This window comes from Lysinibacillus sp. NPDC093190 (genome assembly GCF_050280425.1).
Lineage (GTDB): Bacteria > Bacillota > Bacilli > Bacillales_A > Planococcaceae > Lysinibacillus.
The window spans coordinates 1-20,334 of sequence record NZ_JBNNVG010000008.1 but is presented as its reverse complement, the minus strand read 5'-3'; the positions used below and the strand labels follow the sequence as shown (position 1 = coordinate 20,334).

18 protein-coding genes are annotated in these 20,334 nt (G+C 33.8%); 12 read left to right on the top strand and 6 right to left on the bottom strand.

Going from position 1 to position 20,334, the window contains the following annotated elements:
• Positions 1-138: 138 nt before the first annotated feature.
• The 3 genes from ACQKOF_RS08505 to ACQKOF_RS08495 all read left to right on the top strand — a co-directional run bounded on the left by ACQKOF_RS08505 (position 139) and on the right by ACQKOF_RS08495 (position 4,093).
• Positions 139-2,316: a bifunctional diguanylate cyclase/phosphodiesterase gene (locus ACQKOF_RS08505; RefSeq protein ID WP_427555466.1), complete on the top strand. Its 2,178-nt coding sequence runs from the start codon at positions 139-141 to the stop codon at positions 2,314-2,316.
• A gap of 177 nt (positions 2,317-2,493) precedes the next feature.
• The gene (locus ACQKOF_RS08500; protein WP_427555767.1) at positions 2,494-3,051 is read left to right on the top strand and encodes a hypothetical protein; all 558 of its coding nucleotides are present in this window, start codon (positions 2,494-2,496) and stop codon (positions 3,049-3,051) included.
• Positions 3,052-3,439: 388 nt separating this feature from the next.
• A complete protein-coding gene (locus ACQKOF_RS08495) occupies positions 3,440-4,093 on the top strand; it encodes an alpha/beta hydrolase (protein ID WP_427555463.1) in 654 nt (217 codons plus the stop codon).
• A 491-nt stretch (positions 4,094-4,584) separates the two neighbouring features.
• On the opposite strand, the gene proC is transcribed toward ACQKOF_RS08495, so the two are convergent.
• Positions 4,585-5,385, bottom strand: a complete 801-nt coding sequence (proC, locus tag ACQKOF_RS08490; protein ID WP_427555460.1) for a pyrroline-5-carboxylate reductase — start codon at positions 5,383-5,385, stop codon at positions 4,585-4,587.
• 328 nt (positions 5,386-5,713) lie between these two features.
• Between proC and cyoE the strand changes: the two genes are divergently transcribed.
• Positions 5,714-6,664 (top strand): heme o synthase, encoded by a 951-nt coding sequence (gene cyoE, locus ACQKOF_RS08485; protein ID WP_427555443.1) that lies wholly within the window; start codon positions 5,714-5,716, stop codon positions 6,662-6,664.
• Between the two features lie 34 nt (positions 6,665-6,698).
• On the opposite strand, the gene ACQKOF_RS08480 is transcribed toward cyoE, so the two are convergent.
• From ACQKOF_RS08480 to ACQKOF_RS08460, 5 genes are all read right to left on the bottom strand, one after another.
• Complete coding sequence (locus tag ACQKOF_RS08480) at positions 6,699-7,433, bottom strand: metallophosphoesterase (RefSeq protein WP_427555440.1); 735 nt, start codon at positions 7,431-7,433, stop codon at positions 6,699-6,701.
• Positions 7,434-8,303: 870 nt separating this feature from the next.
• Positions 8,304-8,753, bottom strand: coding sequence for a helix-turn-helix domain-containing protein (locus tag ACQKOF_RS08475; protein WP_427555437.1), 450 nt, complete (start codon positions 8,751-8,753; stop codon positions 8,304-8,306).
• 170 nt (positions 8,754-8,923) lie between these two features.
• A complete protein-coding gene (locus ACQKOF_RS08470; protein ID WP_427555434.1) occupies positions 8,924-9,328 on the bottom strand; it encodes a hypothetical protein in 405 nt (134 codons plus the stop codon).
• A gap of 180 nt (positions 9,329-9,508) precedes the next feature.
• Positions 9,509-10,825, bottom strand: coding sequence for a hemolysin family protein (locus ACQKOF_RS08465; RefSeq protein ID WP_427555431.1), 1,317 nt, complete (start codon positions 10,823-10,825; stop codon positions 9,509-9,511).
• A gap of 32 nt (positions 10,826-10,857) precedes the next feature.
• Positions 10,858-11,226, bottom strand: coding sequence for a MerR family transcriptional regulator (locus ACQKOF_RS08460; RefSeq protein WP_427555764.1), 369 nt, complete (start codon positions 11,224-11,226; stop codon positions 10,858-10,860).
• Between the two features lie 700 nt (positions 11,227-11,926).
• On the opposite strand from ACQKOF_RS08460, the gene ACQKOF_RS08455 reads away from it, so the two are divergent.
• From ACQKOF_RS08455 to ACQKOF_RS08420, 8 genes are all read left to right on the top strand, one after another.
• On the top strand, positions 11,927-12,580 hold the full coding sequence (locus ACQKOF_RS08455) for a YdcF family protein (protein WP_427555428.1): 654 nt from the start codon (positions 11,927-11,929) through the stop codon (positions 12,578-12,580).
• 474 nt (positions 12,581-13,054) lie between these two features.
• A complete protein-coding gene (locus ACQKOF_RS08450; RefSeq protein ID WP_427555762.1) occupies positions 13,055-14,347 on the top strand; it encodes a polymorphic toxin-type HINT domain-containing protein in 1,293 nt (430 codons plus the stop codon).
• Between the two features lie 22 nt (positions 14,348-14,369).
• On the top strand, positions 14,370-14,750 hold the full coding sequence (locus ACQKOF_RS08445) for an Imm8 family immunity protein (RefSeq protein WP_427555425.1): 381 nt from the start codon (positions 14,370-14,372) through the stop codon (positions 14,748-14,750).
• A 156-nt stretch (positions 14,751-14,906) separates the two neighbouring features.
• Positions 14,907-15,209: a hypothetical protein gene (locus tag ACQKOF_RS08440; protein ID WP_427555422.1), complete on the top strand. Its 303-nt coding sequence runs from the start codon at positions 14,907-14,909 to the stop codon at positions 15,207-15,209.
• Between the two features lie 1,335 nt (positions 15,210-16,544).
• On the top strand, positions 16,545-16,973 hold the full coding sequence (locus ACQKOF_RS08435; protein WP_427555420.1) for a hypothetical protein: 429 nt from the start codon (positions 16,545-16,547) through the stop codon (positions 16,971-16,973).
• Positions 16,974-17,113: 140 nt separating this feature from the next.
• Positions 17,114-18,151: a hypothetical protein gene (locus ACQKOF_RS08430; protein ID WP_427555417.1), complete on the top strand. Its 1,038-nt coding sequence runs from the start codon at positions 17,114-17,116 to the stop codon at positions 18,149-18,151.
• Positions 18,148-19,428, top strand: a complete 1,281-nt coding sequence (locus ACQKOF_RS08425; protein WP_427555415.1) for an ABC transporter permease — start codon at positions 18,148-18,150, stop codon at positions 19,426-19,428. Before ACQKOF_RS08430 ends, ACQKOF_RS08425 begins: the two co-directional genes overlap by 4 nt.
• Before the next feature lie 4 nt (positions 19,429-19,432).
• Positions 19,433-20,104, top strand: coding sequence for an ABC transporter ATP-binding protein (locus tag ACQKOF_RS08420; RefSeq protein WP_427555413.1), 672 nt, complete (start codon positions 19,433-19,435; stop codon positions 20,102-20,104).
• Positions 20,105-20,334 lie beyond the last annotated feature (230 nt).

Below are 20,334 nucleotides of genomic sequence, written 5' to 3'. Positions count from 1 at the left end.
TATTTAGTCCTGAATTTTTATTTTTATTTTGGTTAAAAAGTCGATACTTCATGATAATTTTATAGTATAATTATCCTAAAACCATCAATAAAACAGTAGATGGAGGAAATTATTTAGAGATTAAGAAGGGGAGTTATGATGTGGAAATTTAATGAGGATTTTTCTTTTGTGAAGCAGGGCATTCAATTCATCCTATTATCAATGATTTTATTAATTGTTATTGGTTTGGGTAGTGATAAATTTTATGGGATATTTGGAGAGAACAATTATGTAACGATTCATTTAATGATGGAAATGCTTATTACTGTAGTGACAATGTCTATTTCAATTCAGACATGGTTAATTACGCCTTATATTTTATCTAATAGAGTTCTTTATGCAGGCACTTTATTTTTAACGATTAGCTTATTAGAAATGGCTCACGCGCTCTCCTATAAAGGAATGCCTTTTTTCATTACTGAAAGTACGCCGTATGCATCAACATGGTTTTACATGTTTAGCCGATTACTATTATCGATTGGTTTTCTCATTATTTTTTTTATAAAGGAGAAGGAAATAAAATCAATTTATCGTTGGTTTATTTATAGCTTGCCGTTTGTAATAATCACTGGTTGTTTTGTCGTCATCTATGCCCCAACGCCTATATTGCCACCACTTATGATAGAAAGTGAAGGTCCTACTGTTTTAAAAAATACTTTGCAATATGTAGCTGTAGCGATACATTTAGTGATTATGGTTCTGTTGCTTAAAAATTTTGAAAAAGCACCTAAAATTGTATTTTTATTATTTGGCAGTTCACTTTATTTAATTATGAGCGATTATCTTTTTACAATTTATCGAGATGTCTATGATATTAAAAATTTTATTGGACATATTTTTCAGTTAAGTGCATTTTATCTTTTATTTAGAGCTATTTATTTTTCATCTATCGAAAAACCTTTTCAGCAGTTAGTTGATACACAAGAGCATTTAGAAGAATCTCGTGAAAAGATGCATTATATGGCGTATCATAATGAGATTACGAATTTACCAAATGAACGTTTTTTGATGGAACTATTAAAACAAGATTTATACATATCTAGTTCACAAAAGGCAATTCTTACTATCGGTATAGAAAGAATTTCTGCTATTAAAGCGTCTTTAGGCAGTACATATGCAGACCAAATGATAGGTCTTATCGCGCAAAGATTGAAAAATGTTTTACCAGAGAAATATCTACTATGCATACTGAGAGAAGATTATTTTGTCGTTTATATTGATGAGGTGAATAATACTCATCAATTGACCCAACTAAGTCAACAGCTTCAATTTGTCATGGAAGAATCATTCCAAATACAACATTTTTCTCTAAATAGTCAATTAAATATTGGTATTGCTTTATTTCCAACACATTCTAGTAGGGAAGAGGAACTTATAAGATTTGCACTTTATGCCATGCATGAAGCACAGAAAACGCCAACACGTATACGGTTTTATGAGTCTTCAATATCAAATGAAACGACTGAACGACTTTTATTAGAAAATGATTTACATGATGCATTAGCTAATCAAGAGCTTTTTTTAGAATATCAACCGCAACTAGATTTACATACTGGCCAAATTAAGTCAGTAGAGGCTTTAGTCAGATGGCAGCATCCGAAAAAGGGTTGGATTTCGCCGGGAGGCTTTATTCCAATTGCTGAGGAATCGGGATTAATAGTTCCTATAGGACAATGGGTACTAGAAACAGCCTGTAAACAAGTAAAGAGTTGGGAAGCAGCTGGATTGCCACCCATTAAAGTAGCGGTCAATCTGTCATTAGGTCAACTTTTTCAGCAAAATTTAGTTGAAATTATTCATAATGTTCTTGAGAAAACACAATTAGAGCCGAAATATTTGCAGCTAGAAATCACGGAAAGTATGACCATCAATATTGATCATATGACGACGATCTTACACAAATTGAAGGCACTTGGGGTTACGATCGCAGTAGATGATTTTGGGACAGGCTATTCGTCATTATCTTATTTGAAGGATTTTCCTATAGATTGCTTGAAAATTGATCGATCATTCGTTCAGAAAATACAATCGAACTCTACAGATAAGGCATTAGTTGACATGATTCTCTCTATGGCAAAGCATCTACAGTTAAAGGTAGTTGCAGAAGGGATAGAAGAGATCGAACAGCTATCATATCTAATAGAAAGCAAATGCGATACTGTACAGGGCTTCTTATTCAGTAAACCAATACCTCCCAATATATTACAGGAGAACTACCAAACACTTCACAATGAGGCAAAGTATATTTTAGATTCAATTACTACTTCTGAAGTATAAAGTGTTCATACAACATCCTTGTTTTGTCTTATGACGAGGATGTTTTTTTGTTAGCTATGTAAATCTATGGCAGCCTATATGGCTGGCAGATCTAAACGTTACCCATTTCTTTATATTCTACAATCATGATATGATAGTGGAGAAATGATTTGTAGATAAAAAGGACGGGTTTTTTTGATGGCACAAGAAGTGGCAAATAAATTTATTGAAAATGTATGTAATCATTTAGTGCGCAATATGAATATTACGAAGGTTGAAGAGCACTTTAAAGCAGTAATAGAGATACAGCGTAAATCAGCACAATCTCAAATTGACTTTTGGGATAGGTTAATGATGAATATGCTGTATTTTACTGAAAGTGAGCAAGTTTGGGAAAAAGAGTTTTTGAAGATGCTCGAAAAGAAAGAGTGGTTAAAGACCACTGTACTTGAGGAAGAGCTATTGATGCATCAAATGCGTATTCGTCAGCAGGTCGCGGAACAAATGGATGCCGCTAAAGAATTGTTTCATAAGCAGTATGTGACAGACAATGTGACAGAGGAAGATATTGTTTACGATTATGCTTATAGCTCTGCGGGACATTCAATGCGCGTAGATTTATTAACGGTACTTGTCTCAACACCAGAGCAATCAAAAGTGCTATTTAACGCTGACCCACAAGAAACGATTCGCATAATTAACGGCTATATTGCCTATCACACAGATGGGATTATTAATAAAACAGAAATAATATAGTTTGGCTCATCACTAAAAATTGGGGTGACATTTGTTAAAACGTATGTCATGTATATAAGTTGATTGGAGTGAAGGCTGGGCGACTCCTTGGGGATCAGCGATAGAGGAACGAAGGCTAAAAGCATCACATCCTGTGATAACGCCTTCGTGACCAACATCCTGTCGCTGCCGCTACGTTGCACTACGCTTTCGCACAAAAAACATCCTGTCGCTGCCGCTACGTTGCACTACGCTTTCGCACAAGCCCCGACGCCCCCAGGAAAGCGCCCAGTCGGAACGGAAATCAACCCACAATATGGCGAAAGGCCTATAGTTTATTAATAATGATAGCTAATATCTTTTGCAGTATAATAAGGTGACACTAAGTTCACCTGAAAGGAATTTTATAATGAATACACCATTTACATTTAAACATACACAACCAACGAATATGGACCCAAATAAAAAATATCCAGCGATTTTTTTATTACATGGAATGGGTAGCAATGAAGATGATTTACCGCAATTAGTGCAGGAATTTAAAGAGCAATGCCATGTTTTTAGCTTACGCGGACCTATTGCGCAAAAGCCTGGCTATGCTTTTTTCACGATCCAAGATGTCGGTAATCCAGACCGTGAAATTTTCGATAAAGTGTTAGTTGCGCTACAACGATTTGTGTTAGAGGCAATTGATGAATATCAAATTGATCCACATAAGGTGTACGTGCTTGGATTTAGTCAAGGGGCAGTTTTGGCACAGTCACTTGCTTTTGCAATGGGGAATTTAATTACAGGAATAGTAGCATTAAGTGGCTACACACCAAAATTCGTGACAGAAGAATATGCAATTCGCCCAGTGAATCATTTACATGCATTTATTTCTCATGGTGATTACGATTATGTTATCCCTTCGCAATGGGGTGCTGAAAGTAAAGAAAAATTTGAGCAATTTGGTGCTACTGTAACATTTAAACAGTACCCAGACGGTCATGGTGTTACACCTGAAAATCTGCGTGATCTAACTGCATTTTTAGCACAGGAATTACAAGATAATATTCAATAAAAAACAAAATGGTCAAGGAAATCCTTTAAAATGAGTTGATTCGTTCAAGGCTATTCTCCTATGGGGATATGTTGAGTCGTTCCTACGCTTATGTTGTTGCTGACGCTACGTTAACACTACGCTTTCGCACAGAAAACATTTGTTGCTGACGCTACGCTTTAATGCAGACAAGACCGTGAAGTTAAAGTTTCGTTTTATCACTATATATTATAGTTAAATGACAGTAAGTACATGCTATGTGTAGTGGTTGATTGGAGTGGAGACTGAGCGACTCCTTGGGGATTAGCGTCACAGATGAGACCCTGGAGCGAGCATCGCGAGTGAAGCGGCTCATCGGACGCCCCCAGGAAAGCGCTCAGTCGGAACGGAAATCAACTCCTCACTTTGCCGAAGAGCTATAACTTTATTTAAAATTACACATTAAACAAAATGAAAACCGAGACATTTAGAATGTCTCGGTTTCATTTTATTTTTAGTGTATCAATCAAGAGTTATTTTGATAAGCTTCGATCTTTGTCAGTCACAGCAGCTACTGCATCGTGAATCGTTGTTTCAAAATGATTGCTTTGTAATGAGGATACACCTTGAATAGTTGTTCCTCCCGGTGAGCATACCTGATCTACAAGTGCCCAGGGATGTTCCTGTGATTGTATAATCATTTTTGCACTGCCGAGTACTGCATTTGCTGCAATATCAAGCGCCATGCTTTTTGGCATCCCTTCACGTACAGCAGCACGTGCTAAAGCGTCAATATACATATAGGTGAAGGCTGGAGAAGCACCACCAATTGTTGTAAATATGGAAAATAAATGTTCAGGCACCTCAATTATTGTGCCAACTGTTTCAAACAGTGAAATGACATGCTGAAGCTGCACATCTGGTACTTCTTCACTCGCTATATAGCAGCTTGTAGAGGCACCGATAAGCGCATTAATATTTGGCATTACACGAATAATAGGGGTAACTTCAGATAAATAACCTTGAAAATATGAAATATTTTTACCTGCAGCAATGGAAACAATGACATGGTTGTCTTGTAAATGCTTTTTCACCTCTGGCAAAACATCTGGTAACATTTGGGGTTTAACACCGAGGATAATGACGTCACAATTTGACATAATATCTTCAATAGAGCTTACGGCTTGAATACCGTAAGAGGTTGCTAATTTTGTTGTTTTTGCTTTGGTACGATTATGGCCATAAATAAAAGTAGGATCAAAATCTCCGCTTTTACACATTCCTTTAATAATAGCCGTAGTCATATTCCCAAGGCCGATAAATCCGTATTTCACGTGGTAGACACTCCTTCATATAGTTAAAACATACACCTAAGTATAGAGTAGATTGTTTTACTTGAATAGTAATATGCAAAGAATCAAGCCAATTAGGTTCAAATTCACGTCAGTCGGTGGTATCATAGAGGATGTTGTGAATGAACGTGTATCTCTATTTTCATTAGGTAGAAAATAAAAGAATAAAGAAAATCATGTACTTTATGTGAACATTGAGACAGACTCTATCTAAAAGAGGTAGAATAATAATTTGATATGTCTAATGCAAAATTTGTCGCTTTCTAATGGAAATCGTGTAGAAATTAAGAGAGAAAAGGAATTAAGATGAATGGAACAAAATCTAAAAACGGAGCATAAACAACAACCTTCCAAGAAGTCATTGGAGAAGTCCTCACGCTCTTCTATTTTAGCGCAGACAGTAAAAACAGGAATCATTAAATCCAATTTAATTCCTATGTGGGCTGGATTAACGCTAGGTATGTACAAAAATAAAATGACTTTTGTAGAGAGTATACCTGAAATTATTTTCACAACGATTGGCTCAGCACTTGTTATTGGTGCTGCTGGAACATTTAATAATGTGTATGACCGAGACATTGACGCTATAATGCCTCGTACGAAAAGTCGACCAACTGTAACTGGTGAAATGTCAGCTAAATCAGCGTTAACTTTAGCTTTTGCCATGCTCATTCTCGGGGCAGCTGTGTTGGCACTCGCTTCTCCACTAGCTGCAGGATTTGGTCTATTAGGAGTATTTTTATATGTAGTACCTTATACAATGTGGACAAAACGTCGCACGATTTATAATACGGAAATAGGGAGTATAGGTGGGGCGGTTCCAGCTTTAATTGGTTGGGCTGCAGTTTCTACTGATATTACACATCCTGCGATACTTGGCCTATTTTTAGTTATGGTTATTTGGCAGATGCCTCATTTCTATGCTATTGCCATTCGTAAGCATGCTGATTACGAAGCGGCCAACGTTCCAATGCTTCCAGTTGTAAAAGGGATGCGTCGTACTTATTATCAATCGAACTTTTATTTAATCTTATTAATATTATCAAGCTTTTTATTTGGCACATTAAGTGTTGGCATTATGCTTGTTGCTCTATTGCTAAGCATTGCCTGGCTTGTGATGAGTATTTACGGTTATCATAGTAATAAAGATCAAATAAAGTGGGCGACAAAAATGTTTGTTTTCTCACTTATCCATATGACCATTTTATTTACAACGGTTATTGTGTACTCTTTAGTAGGTGTTATTTTTAAATTGTATTAAAGCTTTATCTTCATCAGCACGAAAAGCCAACAGGTTATTCTACACTTGTTGGCTTTTCCTTTTCCACAGAGATTATTTGACGACTTGGCCATTCTAATGCGTGTAACTTACCTCCAAAAACAGCTCCACCATCAATCCCAATAATATTATTTTCACCAAAATAGACACTGTAATCAGTTGGACTTTGGTGAAGTCTGTAGGTAGGTGTATGACCAAAGATTACAGTTTTCTCGCCTTGATAACCTACATGAAACTCTTCACGAATCCATAAAAATTGTATGGGATCTGTCTCTGCTAAAGCTACTCCAGGAACAACACCGCCATGTACAAAAATGGCATCCTCTAATTCGATGTAAGTATCAAAGGTTTCGATAAGCTGTAAATGTTCTTCGAGCTTTGGTAAGGTCTGAATAAAGCTAGGTAATGTATCATTTTCAATGGCTTCTTTAAAATCGTCTAACTGATAACCATAGCTTGCAAGTGTTGCATCACCACCGCAAAGTCCCACCCAATGATTCCATGGCTTAGGATGACCAGAGCGACATGCTTTTAGCATAATGGCTTCATGATTTCCTAGTAGAACACGTGCACCTTTTGCTTGCAATTCTCCCACTAAGTTTAAAACGCCACAAGATGCAGGTCCTCGATCAATATAATCACCAAGTAAAAATAGTTGATCTTGCATAGTATCATAATTAGCTTGTAATAATAATTCTTCAAAAAGTTCTAATTCCCCATGTATATCACTAATTGCTAGTATTCGATCCATAAAAGAGCATCCTTTCCAGTATTAGAGAAGTTATTATTAAGTATAGAGAATAGTTTTACAAATTTCGACTAATGTATCTTTTACCAAAAGTTTGAATGAAAAGTTATCCCATACTATCGGTTTCTAGTTACACTTTATCATATGACGAAGTGATTCCATTTCCTTATTCATTTGTCTATAGTGTTGAAATAGCGAAGAGAGAGAATTATTTACTACAGCCATTTCAATAAGATTATGAAGTATATAGTGATGCCATTTTTTAATGTATTCAGTGATGTTTCAGTAGCTAAGGAGTAATAATGGAACAGAAAATCCATCTTTATAGGAGGTAAGGTGATGGAAATTTAAGGCATGGATGTAATGGCATTATGAAAAGAGCTAAGAGAGGTGAGAGTAAGCAATAAATAAAGAAAAAGGGCGAACGGAGAAAGGTGGTGGTGTGGTGCAAGTGCAGCATTAACAAATATTCTTGCAATTCTAGTACTACTCGCGCATAAGTAGAAGTATTTAATGCTGCTACGCTATGCGCAAGTACAGTATTTAACTTCTTTCAGCAAGTGTTTTGGTAGCGAAAGCAAAGCGTCAGCTACAGAAGTCTCTCACCTCTATAGGTGGTGAGATGAATGCGGTTTTAAGTCACTTTTCAGTGGGTGTCCAAACATCCGCTGAAATAGAGGAACTCAGTCTGAAGACGGAGCAACGGATAGAAAAGGCAAAGTAATGGATAGAACCAGCAAAGTCGTGGATAGAAGAGCCGAAGTAGAACGCCCGTCCTGTGGCATTGCCGAAATGACCGACATCGTGTCGGCCCTTATGCAAGCCTAAGCACAAAGCCGATTCCGGACGCAATTATGCCTCGGCATAATTGCGTTATTCCTGAAGATTTTCCCATACTTGCTGTACTATTGACTCGTCGAATGTTGATAGTAGTCGATAGTTTTCTGTATCTAAAATTCGAAAATGCTGACTAATGACGTTTTGTTGTAGGCGATAACCATTGTACTCGCTAAGATTTTTCCACCATATGTATCCACCCATCGTTTTTTCCTTAGGTTGTAAGGTTCCGTTATTAGCGATTAAGTCGGCAACTTCAAGTGGATCCCCGCCAAGTGCATGCTGTAAAATTGAGCTTTCACGGCATAATGCACAAACCGCAACCGTTGTGGTCCAGCCAGTATAAATACGACCTTTTTCAATTTGAACAAGTGTTTTTTTAGAGAGCCCAAGTAAATCACTCATCTGATCCTGTGTTAAATCTTTTTCGGTACGGATTAATTTCAGTTTTTCTGAAATAAGTGTGATTAATTGTTCACGATTCATCCAAAACACCCTTTCTTCCAAATAGTTAAATACTATTATACATGAAAGTGCTAAGAGATGTTTTTTGTTTCCCGGGTAACTGTGGTTAAATTAAGAGTAAAGTAATAATAATTGAAGCGTAAAAAAACAGACTGTCCAGCAATCTATACATAGGACAGTCTGTTAGATAATTAAACCTCGTATTTTTTCGTGTCAGAAATAACACGGAAATGGATACCTTTGATTTGAGCGCTTACTTTATGACGTAGTGTATCAATATCTACTAGCTCATCATTTTCATTGACACATTCTGCAATCTCTTGTAATAGCTTCGTAAATGCCTCTTTGAAGAGTGAACGCATATTATCAAAATCTAAGCTACGGAAATTTCCGTCAATATCAAATGCCTCTACAGAATTTAATTGCTTTGAAGCACCAGCAAAGCGATCATCGTACACTGTGTAGTTTTCATCTGTTACGACGATAATATATAATACTTCACCTGTAATTGTTTTTAATTCAATGTTAGTTTTGTGTTTTTTGACGTCGGTAATAATATGAATACCGTCCGAATGATATAGTTTAAACAATTTCATATGTAATGCCCCCTGAAAATAGAATCATATCCATATATTTATTATATATGGATATGCCTAATAATGGAATAAGAAAAAAGTATTTGGAAAAACTAGAATGGCCCTATATGAATGATACTAGTGAAGCTAAAATTGTTATAAACTATTAAGAAAACCATATCGGTCAGTCAGATTATGCTTCTAAAACAGTTGGTAATTGCGAAGGGGACGGACTTCGATGTAATGAATCTGATGGCCTTGCTGCTCATAAATACTAAATACATATGGGGCCAACTCAATATTTTTAGTTGCTTTAATGCCATTATTTAATGTTAAAAACCAACCGCCCAATGTTTCGACTTCTTCTGCTTCAAGTGTTACATTTAATAGTTTTTCAACATCTTCAATGAGCATTTTTGCATTTAAAATATAGTGTTGGTCACTTACTTTTCGGATTTCTGCAATTTCATCATCATCGAACTCATCGCGAATCTCACCTACAATTTCTTCTAAAATATCCTCGACTGTTACAAGCCCCGATGTCCCACCGTATTCATCCATTAAAATGGCCATATGAATTCGCTCTTTTTGCATACGCACAAGTAATTCTTGAATTGGAATCGTTTCAATTACTCGTATGACAGGATTAACGAAATCTTCAAGGATTAATGAATCATCTGTAAGTTGCTCAAGCAAACTGTGTGTAAACAATTCCTTAACGTTGATAAAGCCTAAAATATTATCACGATCACCATCATAAACAGGATAACGAGTATATTTTTCTTCGGCGATAAAATGAATCATATTTGTAAAAGATTCATTTTTTTCAATTCCAATAATCTCTGTTCGAGGAACCATAATTTCACGAGCGATACGTTCATCAAATTCAAAGACATTATTTACAAACTTTAGCTCTGTTTTATTGATTTCACCACTTTCAAAGCTTTCAGATAGCAGTAATCGTAATTCTTCCTCTGTATGTGATAACTCATGATCTGAAGCTGGCTTCATACCAAATATGCCAATTAATACTCGAGCTGAGCCGTTCAAGAACCAGATAAATGGATACATCGCTTTATAGAACAACATAATAGGTTTGGCAAAATGGAGTGTAATCGTTTCAGCCTTTTGAATCGCAGCAGTTTTTGGTGCCAACTCCCCTACAACAACATGTAAAAATGTTGCAATGGCAAAAGCACTACCAATTGTAAAGACCGTCATATATTTATCTGAAATGCCAATCAAGCTAAAAAGAGGGTGTAGCATAAACTCAAAGGTTTTTTCACCGACCATCCCGATACCAAGCGCTGTTACAGTAATACCAAGCTGACAGGCAGATAAGTACTCGTCTAAATGATTGACAACATACTTTGCAGAAATGGCTCTCTTATTGCCCTCCGCAATTAATTGGTCAAGCCTTGAGGAACGTACTTTTACAATAGCAAATTCCGTTGCCACGAAAAAGCCAGTTAAAGCTAATAAAATGGTAAAAATCGATAAGTTGAGTATGGTCTCCAAATAGTCGTTCTGTATGAACAGAACGTCACCTCCTAATTATGAATAAGTAAAAATAAAGATTGCATAAGTGCAATACTTTCGGGTGAAACATTTTTTTTAATCTTTTCAATATATTTATTGTCTTGTTTGTTTATTTGTTCAAGTAGAGAAGTTACATCCTGCATTTTTACACGTAGCATTTGCACATCGATTTCTTCATGCGAAGTGTTTAGTTCATGTTGTATTTCTATGAGTGAAAGACCTTGTTGTTTGCGTTGCTCAATAATATGAAGTCGTTCAATCATTGTAGAGTCATAGTAGCGATAATTGGATGCAGAACGTTCGGCTTCTAATAAGCCAATGTTTGTATAATAATCGATTGTTCTTTTGGTAATGCCTGTTTTTTCTGCAAGCTCGCCAATTTTTAATCTCTCTGTCCCAATGCAAACACCTCCAAACCATCACGTGATACTTTGATTATAACTTGCTGGTTTGGTCGATTTCAAATAAGAGAATCCAATATTTCAAAATTGTAAGATTTCTTTTAGTGAAAGGGCTTATTTGCTGAAGAACATAAAATAGCTCCTAGCAACCAAATGTTTAATCGTGAAGGATGAAATGAATAATATAAACTATGCAATAGTATCTATCGCATACATTGTTATTGTTTGCTTTGCTCAAGTTTTTTTATGATTCGATTCTTTTGCAACTGCTTATTCTTCCTTTTATCATTGTGCCTATTTATATTTTCTTTTTGTTAATAAAATTTAAATTAGAATTCCACAAATGCTTACTTTCTATATATTTAGGATTCTTTTGTTCTGTTATTATTTATTCTTTTATAATTTTATTCCCTTCGCCCTCTAAAGAACTGCCACCGGGCGAGATTTTTTTAGGCGCAGATGTTATATTTATATTTTGGACATCAACAATACAATTTTCTATTCTGAGCTTATTAACTGTCGTTTTATATTTACTCCACAGACTATTTAAGAAAAGATATAAAGGGTAGTAATAGCAACGATCCTTTAGAAAAGCCTTTAAAAAACAATCTCATATATTGAAATTTGCTACCGATAATTTATATAATGTCAATCGTTACAGTGTATAAGGGAGGTTATTATGAAGAAGGTATTCAAGCTTATCACTATATTGCTCGCGGCAGTACTTGTTTTTTTCCTTTGCCTACACTTACTTATCGTGTCTCAAGGCAAAAATACTGCGAAAGAAAATGCAGATTACCTCATTATTTTAGGTACTCGTTTATCAGGGGATCAACCGTCTAGTCTGCTGTTAGAGCGCATCACGACCGCAGCTGCATACTTAAAAGAAAATCCAAATACAATTGCCATCGCTTCTGGTGGCCAGGGGCAGGACGAAATTGTGTCTGAAGCTTCTGTAATTAAAGAATCATTAATGCAATTAGGTATTGATGAACAACGAATCATCACCGAATCCAATTCTACTCGCACTCTTGAAAACTTTCAGTATTCATTGGATTACATAGACAAAGATTCCACAGTTGTAGTTGTGACAAATCGATTCCATCTATATCGAGCCGAATCCATTGGTGAAGATTTAGGACTTAACGTTACCGGCTTACCAGCTGCAACACCATCTGAATTTCGTATTAAGTACTACTCCAGAGAATATTTAGCTATCGTGAAGTATTATTTAGAAAAAATACATATCCTCTCAACATCACAGGCTAAGAGTTCCGATAGGGAGAATAACATTTCATTTCCAGACATCTTTATACCGGAAAAAAGAAGATAGCTATGAAAAGGCAAAAGAGTACTTAAAAATTGGAGAGACTAAAGACATTTTCGATGTTCAAGATGATTATATTGAGATTCAAGATGGCTACTTCATTAAGAATATCGAGGAACCCCAGTATACAATGACATTTGGTGAAATATTAGTAAATGGTTCAAATGTTAAAACGTGTTCTAAGAACGGTATATTACTTAGAAGCTTAAAACCTGGTCTAAAATTAAAAGTTAGGTCGGTAGCGTTTGTTTCTAATGAGGTTTCGGTATATGGAATAAACGATAAAGAATTCATTAGCAGTGATGAGAACATTCAATATGTAATGGGTGCTTTTGAATTTAATTCGGATTCCCATATATCAATTAACATACGTATCACCCGGATGGCTTACGAAAATCGAAAACAGACGGTGCAACAACGTACAATTATTACTATGATGGCTCTAATTTAGTCCGTGTCACAGATGCAAACCAAAAAACGATTTGGGCGATTACTTGGAACAATGGCAAAGTAGTAAATCTAACAAACGCAGCAGGGGAATCATTCGAATACGTAACGAACTACCGTGGTGATGTCGTTCGCATTCAAGACCAAAATGGTGCAACCGTTGCGACATACGATTATGATCCATGGGGTAACTTACTATCAGCTGAACCAACCGACAGTCGTATAAAAGGGCAACCAATTCTCTACGCAGGCTATGTCTACGATGCCGAAACAAAGCTATACTATTTACAAGCTCGTTACTACAATCCAGCAACAGCACGTTTCATCTCTCGTGACCCTGATCCAGGAGACGAAGATGACCCTGTTACAATGAACGGTTACACATACGGAGATGATAATCCAATAACGAAAACAGACCCAGATGGTAAATGGGTATGGCTCGTTATCAACGCAGGTTTTGCAATCTACGATGGTTATAAAGCATATAAAGCAGGGAAAAACAAAAAGCAAATTGCCTGGGCAGTGGCATCAAATTTTCTTCCTATCGGAAAAGTGAAGCGCCTATATCGTGCAACAAAGATTACTAAGGGTGTAGGTAAAACGGTAAAAGCCGGATGTAATTGCTTTGTCGCAGGAACAAAGGTTTTAACGGATGAAGGAGAGAAGAATATCGAAGACATTGAAGTCGGAGATATGGTTCTTGCTAAGGATGAAGTAGCAGGTGAACAGGCTTACAAAGAAGTCACACTTTTATATCGAAATGATAAGGAAATCATCTATGAACTAACGGTAGGTGACCAAGTCATTGAAACAACTGATAATCATCCATTCTGGGTTGAGGGTAAAGGTTGGGTGTTAGCGGCTGACTTGCAAGTGGGGGACAAGTTACAGCAGAGTAATGGAAATACCTTGACGATTGACGAAATTAACATAGTTAAGCACGATGAGTTGGTCAAGGTTTATAACTTTACTGTTGATGAATTCCATACGTACTATGTAAGTGATTTGGGCATTTGGGTTCATAATATTAATAAGTTCTGCGGTTCAGCCTCCGACTTGGCGAATTTGGCTAGAAGGTCGAAGAAAAACGATGGTTTGCAAGGTACGAAAGTTTCAGCTAACTTAATATATAATGCAGCAATTAATTTTGTTGGTAAGGGAGCGAAAGTGCAAAAAATTAACGGTGGAATGCTCTATACTAGTAAAGATGGATTAAGGTCTGTAAGGACAGGAAGAAAGTATGGCAAAGGTGTATACGAAGCGAATTTTGAAACGTTTAATAACAAAGGTAACAGACTTACGAATTACCATGTTGAACTTGAATAATTTTTGATTTGGAGTGATTTTTTTGATAGTTCCTGTTTTGAAAAGAATTCTATTACGTGGTGAGCCTGAGATAGTAGATGATTTCGTACTCCCTGCAAGTGCAGATATAGGGACTGCTGATTCAGAGGGAGTTGAATATTTTTATTTTAGGATTATGACACCTAAAAGATTACTTTCAATTTTAGAAGAAGATAAGCTACTAGATGGCAGAGCAACTTTTTTGGTAAATGAACTTGATCTGACGTTAATAGAAAAAGAAATAAATTTAATATTGGAAGATTGTATACGACCAACTTGGGATGAGGTAGCTAAGGCTATTAATCGTCACCTGAATTGGGAATATGATAACATCCAATATGAAACGCTTGATGAGGCTATGGGAAGACTAAAAAAAGATATTTGATTTAGAAGACCTTGGGGACAGCAATCCTCAAGGTCTTACTTTTACCCTCACCCTGTTCCGAATGAATCGTATGGCACGTTCTAATATAAGTGTCTAATAATATCCCCTTTATGGCAAGTCTCCTCCATTGAATTCCAATATTACAATTGGATTAAAATGCCTGTTTGGATAGGTGAGGATGATTACTACGATATTCTTGAATTTGGACCAAAGGAAAGCCCAGCTGATGCAGTATTATATTGTGATTTGGTTATCTCCATCATTAGAATGGGCTATTTGGGGGAAAGAGAATTTGGAGTTTGTGTTATAGCGTTTAATGATATTGCTGTAGAAAATCAGTTAATTCCAGATTTGAAAACTTGGCATACACATGATAACACAGTGTTATCATGGATTGAAATGAATTTTAGAAATCAGCGCCTATATCAAAAAAATATAAAGGCTCTCAAAATCAATTAAACTGACAATAAATGATAGTAAATGGGTGTTTTATTGTGAAAGGCGATTGACTATTGCAATATAAGGGTGCGAGTTTGTACAGAGTTTTGTACTAACTCGCACATTTCAATGTCGTCAAAGTTCCATTATTGTATATAAGGCGAAAACATCTATTTATTTTTGTCTATGACTATTGCATTATTTACGATGATTCTAGAAAAACCACGAGGTTGAACACCTGAAATTTTTAAATTAAATTGTTGAATAGCTTCTTGTTTAAAATATTCATCACAATAATAATTATGATATTGAGCCACCCATTTATATTTAGAATATATTTTTTTATTATCTCTAAATTCTTCTAATCATTCTTTTATGATAGCTTTATGTCTCAGTATATGTAGCTTATAAATATGAAAATCATTCGTGTCTAAATAATATTCATGAAGGCCATCCAGATAATTTATAAAACATATATCATCTGTATCTTTTAGCCCGGTTCGCACACGATGGGTGTTTTCTGATTCATTATTGTTGATGGGAAAATCGAACAGAAATATAGTAAAAAATCTATTACGGCAAATAAAAGAGGCTGGGACAAAAGTGTTTCAGCCAACAAAAATACCGAACTATCCAATGAAACGCTCATGAAGTGTTTCGAAATAGTTCGGTTTTTCTATTTATCGTGTTTTGTTAATTTAGAGATTATTCGGCTTTATGAAGGAACCATTTAGTTATGTCCCAGCCTCTTTTTTTGTTAGAATTATTAGTCGTGGTGGGGTTGAAATAAAGTTTGATTAGAATCCATGAGTTCTTGTTTAAATTCTTGAGATATTATAAAAAAGATTGATCAAAATAAATCAAGAAAATACGAATTTTATAATGTTCGCTCCCGAATAGGTAAATCATAAAATGTAGCCGAAGATATAATATGTACTTGTTGTTCTTTTACACCTATTTGAATTAATTTTTCTCTAAACAGCTCGATTTGATTTTCATTTAATCATATCTTGACCTAGCAAAGTAGGAATAAAGCGAAATGGAAGTTACGATAAATTGCATATACTGTATATTATAAGTTTAAAACTGTTGTAAAAAAAGAAACTATTGTTAATCATATAGTAGAAATGTATACGGATAATAATAAAGAAAATTTATATCAAGAACTATGAATATTATTGATGGTAATTTAGAAATTTATTTTAAAATATTTCCAAATTATGTACATATAAGAAAAATAATAGATAAATATTCCAAATAACATTGTTATAATGTGTGTTAAATGTTAATATTTAACTCGTATTAGTATTTTTGAATAATGCTAATTTTATAATATTTATTTTGGGAGGATGAATTATGAATTTTACAAAAGGAATTAAAGGATTAGCACTAACTACTGCTCTTATAGGTGGAATAAGCTTTTTACCTAATAGTGCAGGAGCTGAAACATTAGGTTGGAGTGAAGATACAGGTTATGTTAATGGTGTGAATGAGAATGAGAATACTATGAATTCTCCAATTTTGTATGCTGCAAGTAGTAAACCAGACTCTCATACTGCAACGAAAGAATATCGTAGTCAGTCTAGTCCAGATACCGAAAGGGTAAAAGCTACAACAAAGTGGAAAGGTGTGGAACATTATTCTCGTGCAAGATATGAAAACGCATTTGGAACTGTAAAGGCAGACAGTGGCAGAAGCTATGGTGTTGATATAAGTTCAGCAACATCTGGATGGATTGATAAAAGTCTATCAACATACGTTGCTAAAACTTATTGGGGTATATAAGCTACTATAATTTTAAAAACTAATGTGAGTATTAAAATTATACTTACATTAGTTTTATTTATACTGTAATTTTCTGCATAAAGATTATAGTATAAATAAATGATTTATAAATACATTGTTTCTAAGAGTGGAATGAATATATGAATATAAAAAGGAAAATTAATATTGATGATTTATTGTTAAGTGTTTTTATTGTTATTACAACATTTATGTTAATGATGGTTAGTTCTTATTTTGTAAAAAAAAATGATATAGATAAATTAACAAATGAACTTTACAGTTCAACAAGTATTCATTTCAGTATTAAAGATTCTAAGGCAGATCAGCATTTAAATAGTTTTATTAAAGAAACTAAAAATAGTAATTATACTCTCTTTAAAGAAAACGTTGGTGAAAAACATATAAGAGGGGTTTATTCAAGTCAATCTATAAATAATATTCCTATGAAAAGCGGACGTTTTTTTCAAAAAGAGGATTTTTTTCACAATAAAAAATTAGCAGTAGTTGGTAAAGATTTTAAAGATATAAAAAATATAAACGAAAAAAAATGTTTTAATTATCAAGGGTATTGTTTCGAAATTATAGGTGTGATTGGCACTGAAGTAAAATCTAATGTTGATAATATGGTCTATTTAAATTTAGACGCTCTTTTTGATTTGAATTTTAGTTCTACAGGAATATACGTTTTGGATAGTGGAAAAAACACTCAAATTTCATATGAAAAATTAAAGACATTCTTTATGAATGATGATTCGATTTTTCAAATAGAGAATAAAGTAAAAGGAACAGAGAGACTGTTTAAAAGTGAAGAGATTAATAATAAGATTTTAACTTTTCTTTCTATAATTGTATTAACTATGAATATATTATTTTCAAGTTATTGGATTTATAAAAAGAGAATATTAATTGCTATGCAATATTTAATTGGACATCGATCTTTTGTAATTTATAGTTCAGTATGTAAAAAATATATGTTTATATCTTTAGGATCTTATGTTGCGGGGATTTTATTGTTTTTAATATTTAATATTGATATATATATGATTCATTCGGGTATATATCATAAAATCTTTTTCATAGGATTATTATATATGATCATTTTTACTTTAGGATTATTTTTATTATCTAGCCTTATTTATTCTTCGAAAAATTGTATGAAGGTGTTGAAATCGAATTGAAACAAATTTTTATGGAAGTAAAAGAGAGTTTATTAAAGAAGAAATTTTTTTCTATATTGCTCTTTATACAAGCAACGGTATTATTTGTGTTACTATCGGTTTTGTTTTTGCATTTTAATAATGTAGATTCAAGGACAAAGAGTTTTTACGCACAATATGAAGGGAAAAATATTTATCAATTATCAGATAATTTATTTGGTGAAAAAGAGGAACAATTTGTAAGGAATGAAAATAGTCTAAGGATTTTGAAGGATTTTTATAATCACCTCGGAAAAAGTAAAGATTTCATTTATTTAAACACTGCATTACAGCCAATAGGAGTTCGTGATTTTAATGGAAATGATACATATTTGGAAGGATACGGTGAAGGAGATGGGGTGCTCCCTCCTTATGATATTGATGGAAAACAATACAAAAGGGTTAAATCTTTACAAATAAATGAGCAGGTACTTAATACATTTGATGTTGAATTAGAACAAGGAAGGAAATTTCAAACTGAAGACTTTTTGTATACAGATAATAAAGTAATTCCAATAATTTTAGGATCTGACTACAAATCTATGTATAAAATAGGTGATAAACTCAAAATAGAGTATATATTTAAACAAATGGAAGCTGAAGTTGTAGGGATATTGAAATCAGATACAATATTACCTGTAAGAGAAAATATAGAATTTTATACAGATAAACATATAATAATGCCAAGCTTAATTTTAGAACAAGAACCATTAAATGAAGATGATAATACCTTTCAGAAAAGACAATATTTGCAACTTATTAATGGTCAAGTTTTTACAGAAAAAGATACTTTACAAGTAAGAAAAATAATAAATGAAATTTCACAATCTACTAATTTTTACGATTTAACAGTAATAGGTGCTAATGGTGTAGGAATAGATTTAATGATGTCAATGTTTAATCAAAATATGAATTTACTGATTATGTTAGTAGTCATATTATTTTGTTTCTGTATATTTAGTATTTTCTTATCATTCATTATGAAATGGAACATAAATATAAAAAAGTACTCCATTCATTTTATTTCAGGAGCAACATTATATAATATTTTAAGTTATATGTTTGTAGAAGTACTTTTTATTATGTTTTTAAGTATTAGTTTTGCTTTTATAGGTATTACATTTGTGGGGATTATGCCAATGTCTTATTACTTTTTATTAATTAGTATAGGATTAGTGATTACAATATTGGGGATGTTGCCTTTATATATTAGAATTAAAAATTTAGATATATCTAATTTATTAAAGAAAAAGGTGTAGAATATTGATTACGCTAACTAAATTGAAAAAATCTTATAGTATTGGAAAGAGAAATCAAGATGTATTAAAAGAAATTAATTTAACAGTAAAAAAAGGTGAAATGCTTGCAATAAAAGGGCGTAGTGGTACAGGAAAATCAACTTTGTTACATATACTAGGGGGATTAGAACAGGCGACAAGTGGAAATTATTATTTTTATGATACAGACATTACAGAACTTAGCTACAAAGAAACTACTTCATGGAGAAAAGAAAATATTGGTTTTATTTTGCAAAATTACGCTTTAATAGAGGAAAAAAATATATTTGATAATGTATCTCTGCCTTTATTATATTCCAAAAAAAGTAAAGGGGAAGTAAAATCTAAGGTGTTTTCTTTACTAAAGCAGTTGGGATTAGAAGACAAAGCTTTTCAATATCCACGAGAATTATCTGGTGGTCAAGCTCAGAGAGTAGCAATTGCAAGAGCATTAATTAACGAACCAGAACTTATTTTAGCTGATGAACCAACAGGTTCATTAGACGAAGAAACGGAAAAGCTTATTTTAAATATTTTTAAGAAAATAAATCAAGAAGGAAAAACATTTATTTTAGTAACACATGACGAAACAGTTTCTGCTATATGTGATCGAATTGTTAAAATAAAAGATGGGTACATTGAGGAAGATTTTCAGTGATCTGTTAGGAAAATATATAAACAAGAGTTTTTTATGATAAGATTTGTACCGTTTTCCCTGGTATAACGTTCCAAGATGTTTCTGAATGAATATTATATTATGATATGTAGAGAACCCTGTAGCTCATCGGAGAATTGAACTGCACCCCAATTGTTAGACACATCTAACAATTGGAGGTGCAGTTTTTCTATGGCTAAATATACTGTAGAAGATAAATTACAAGCAGTTGA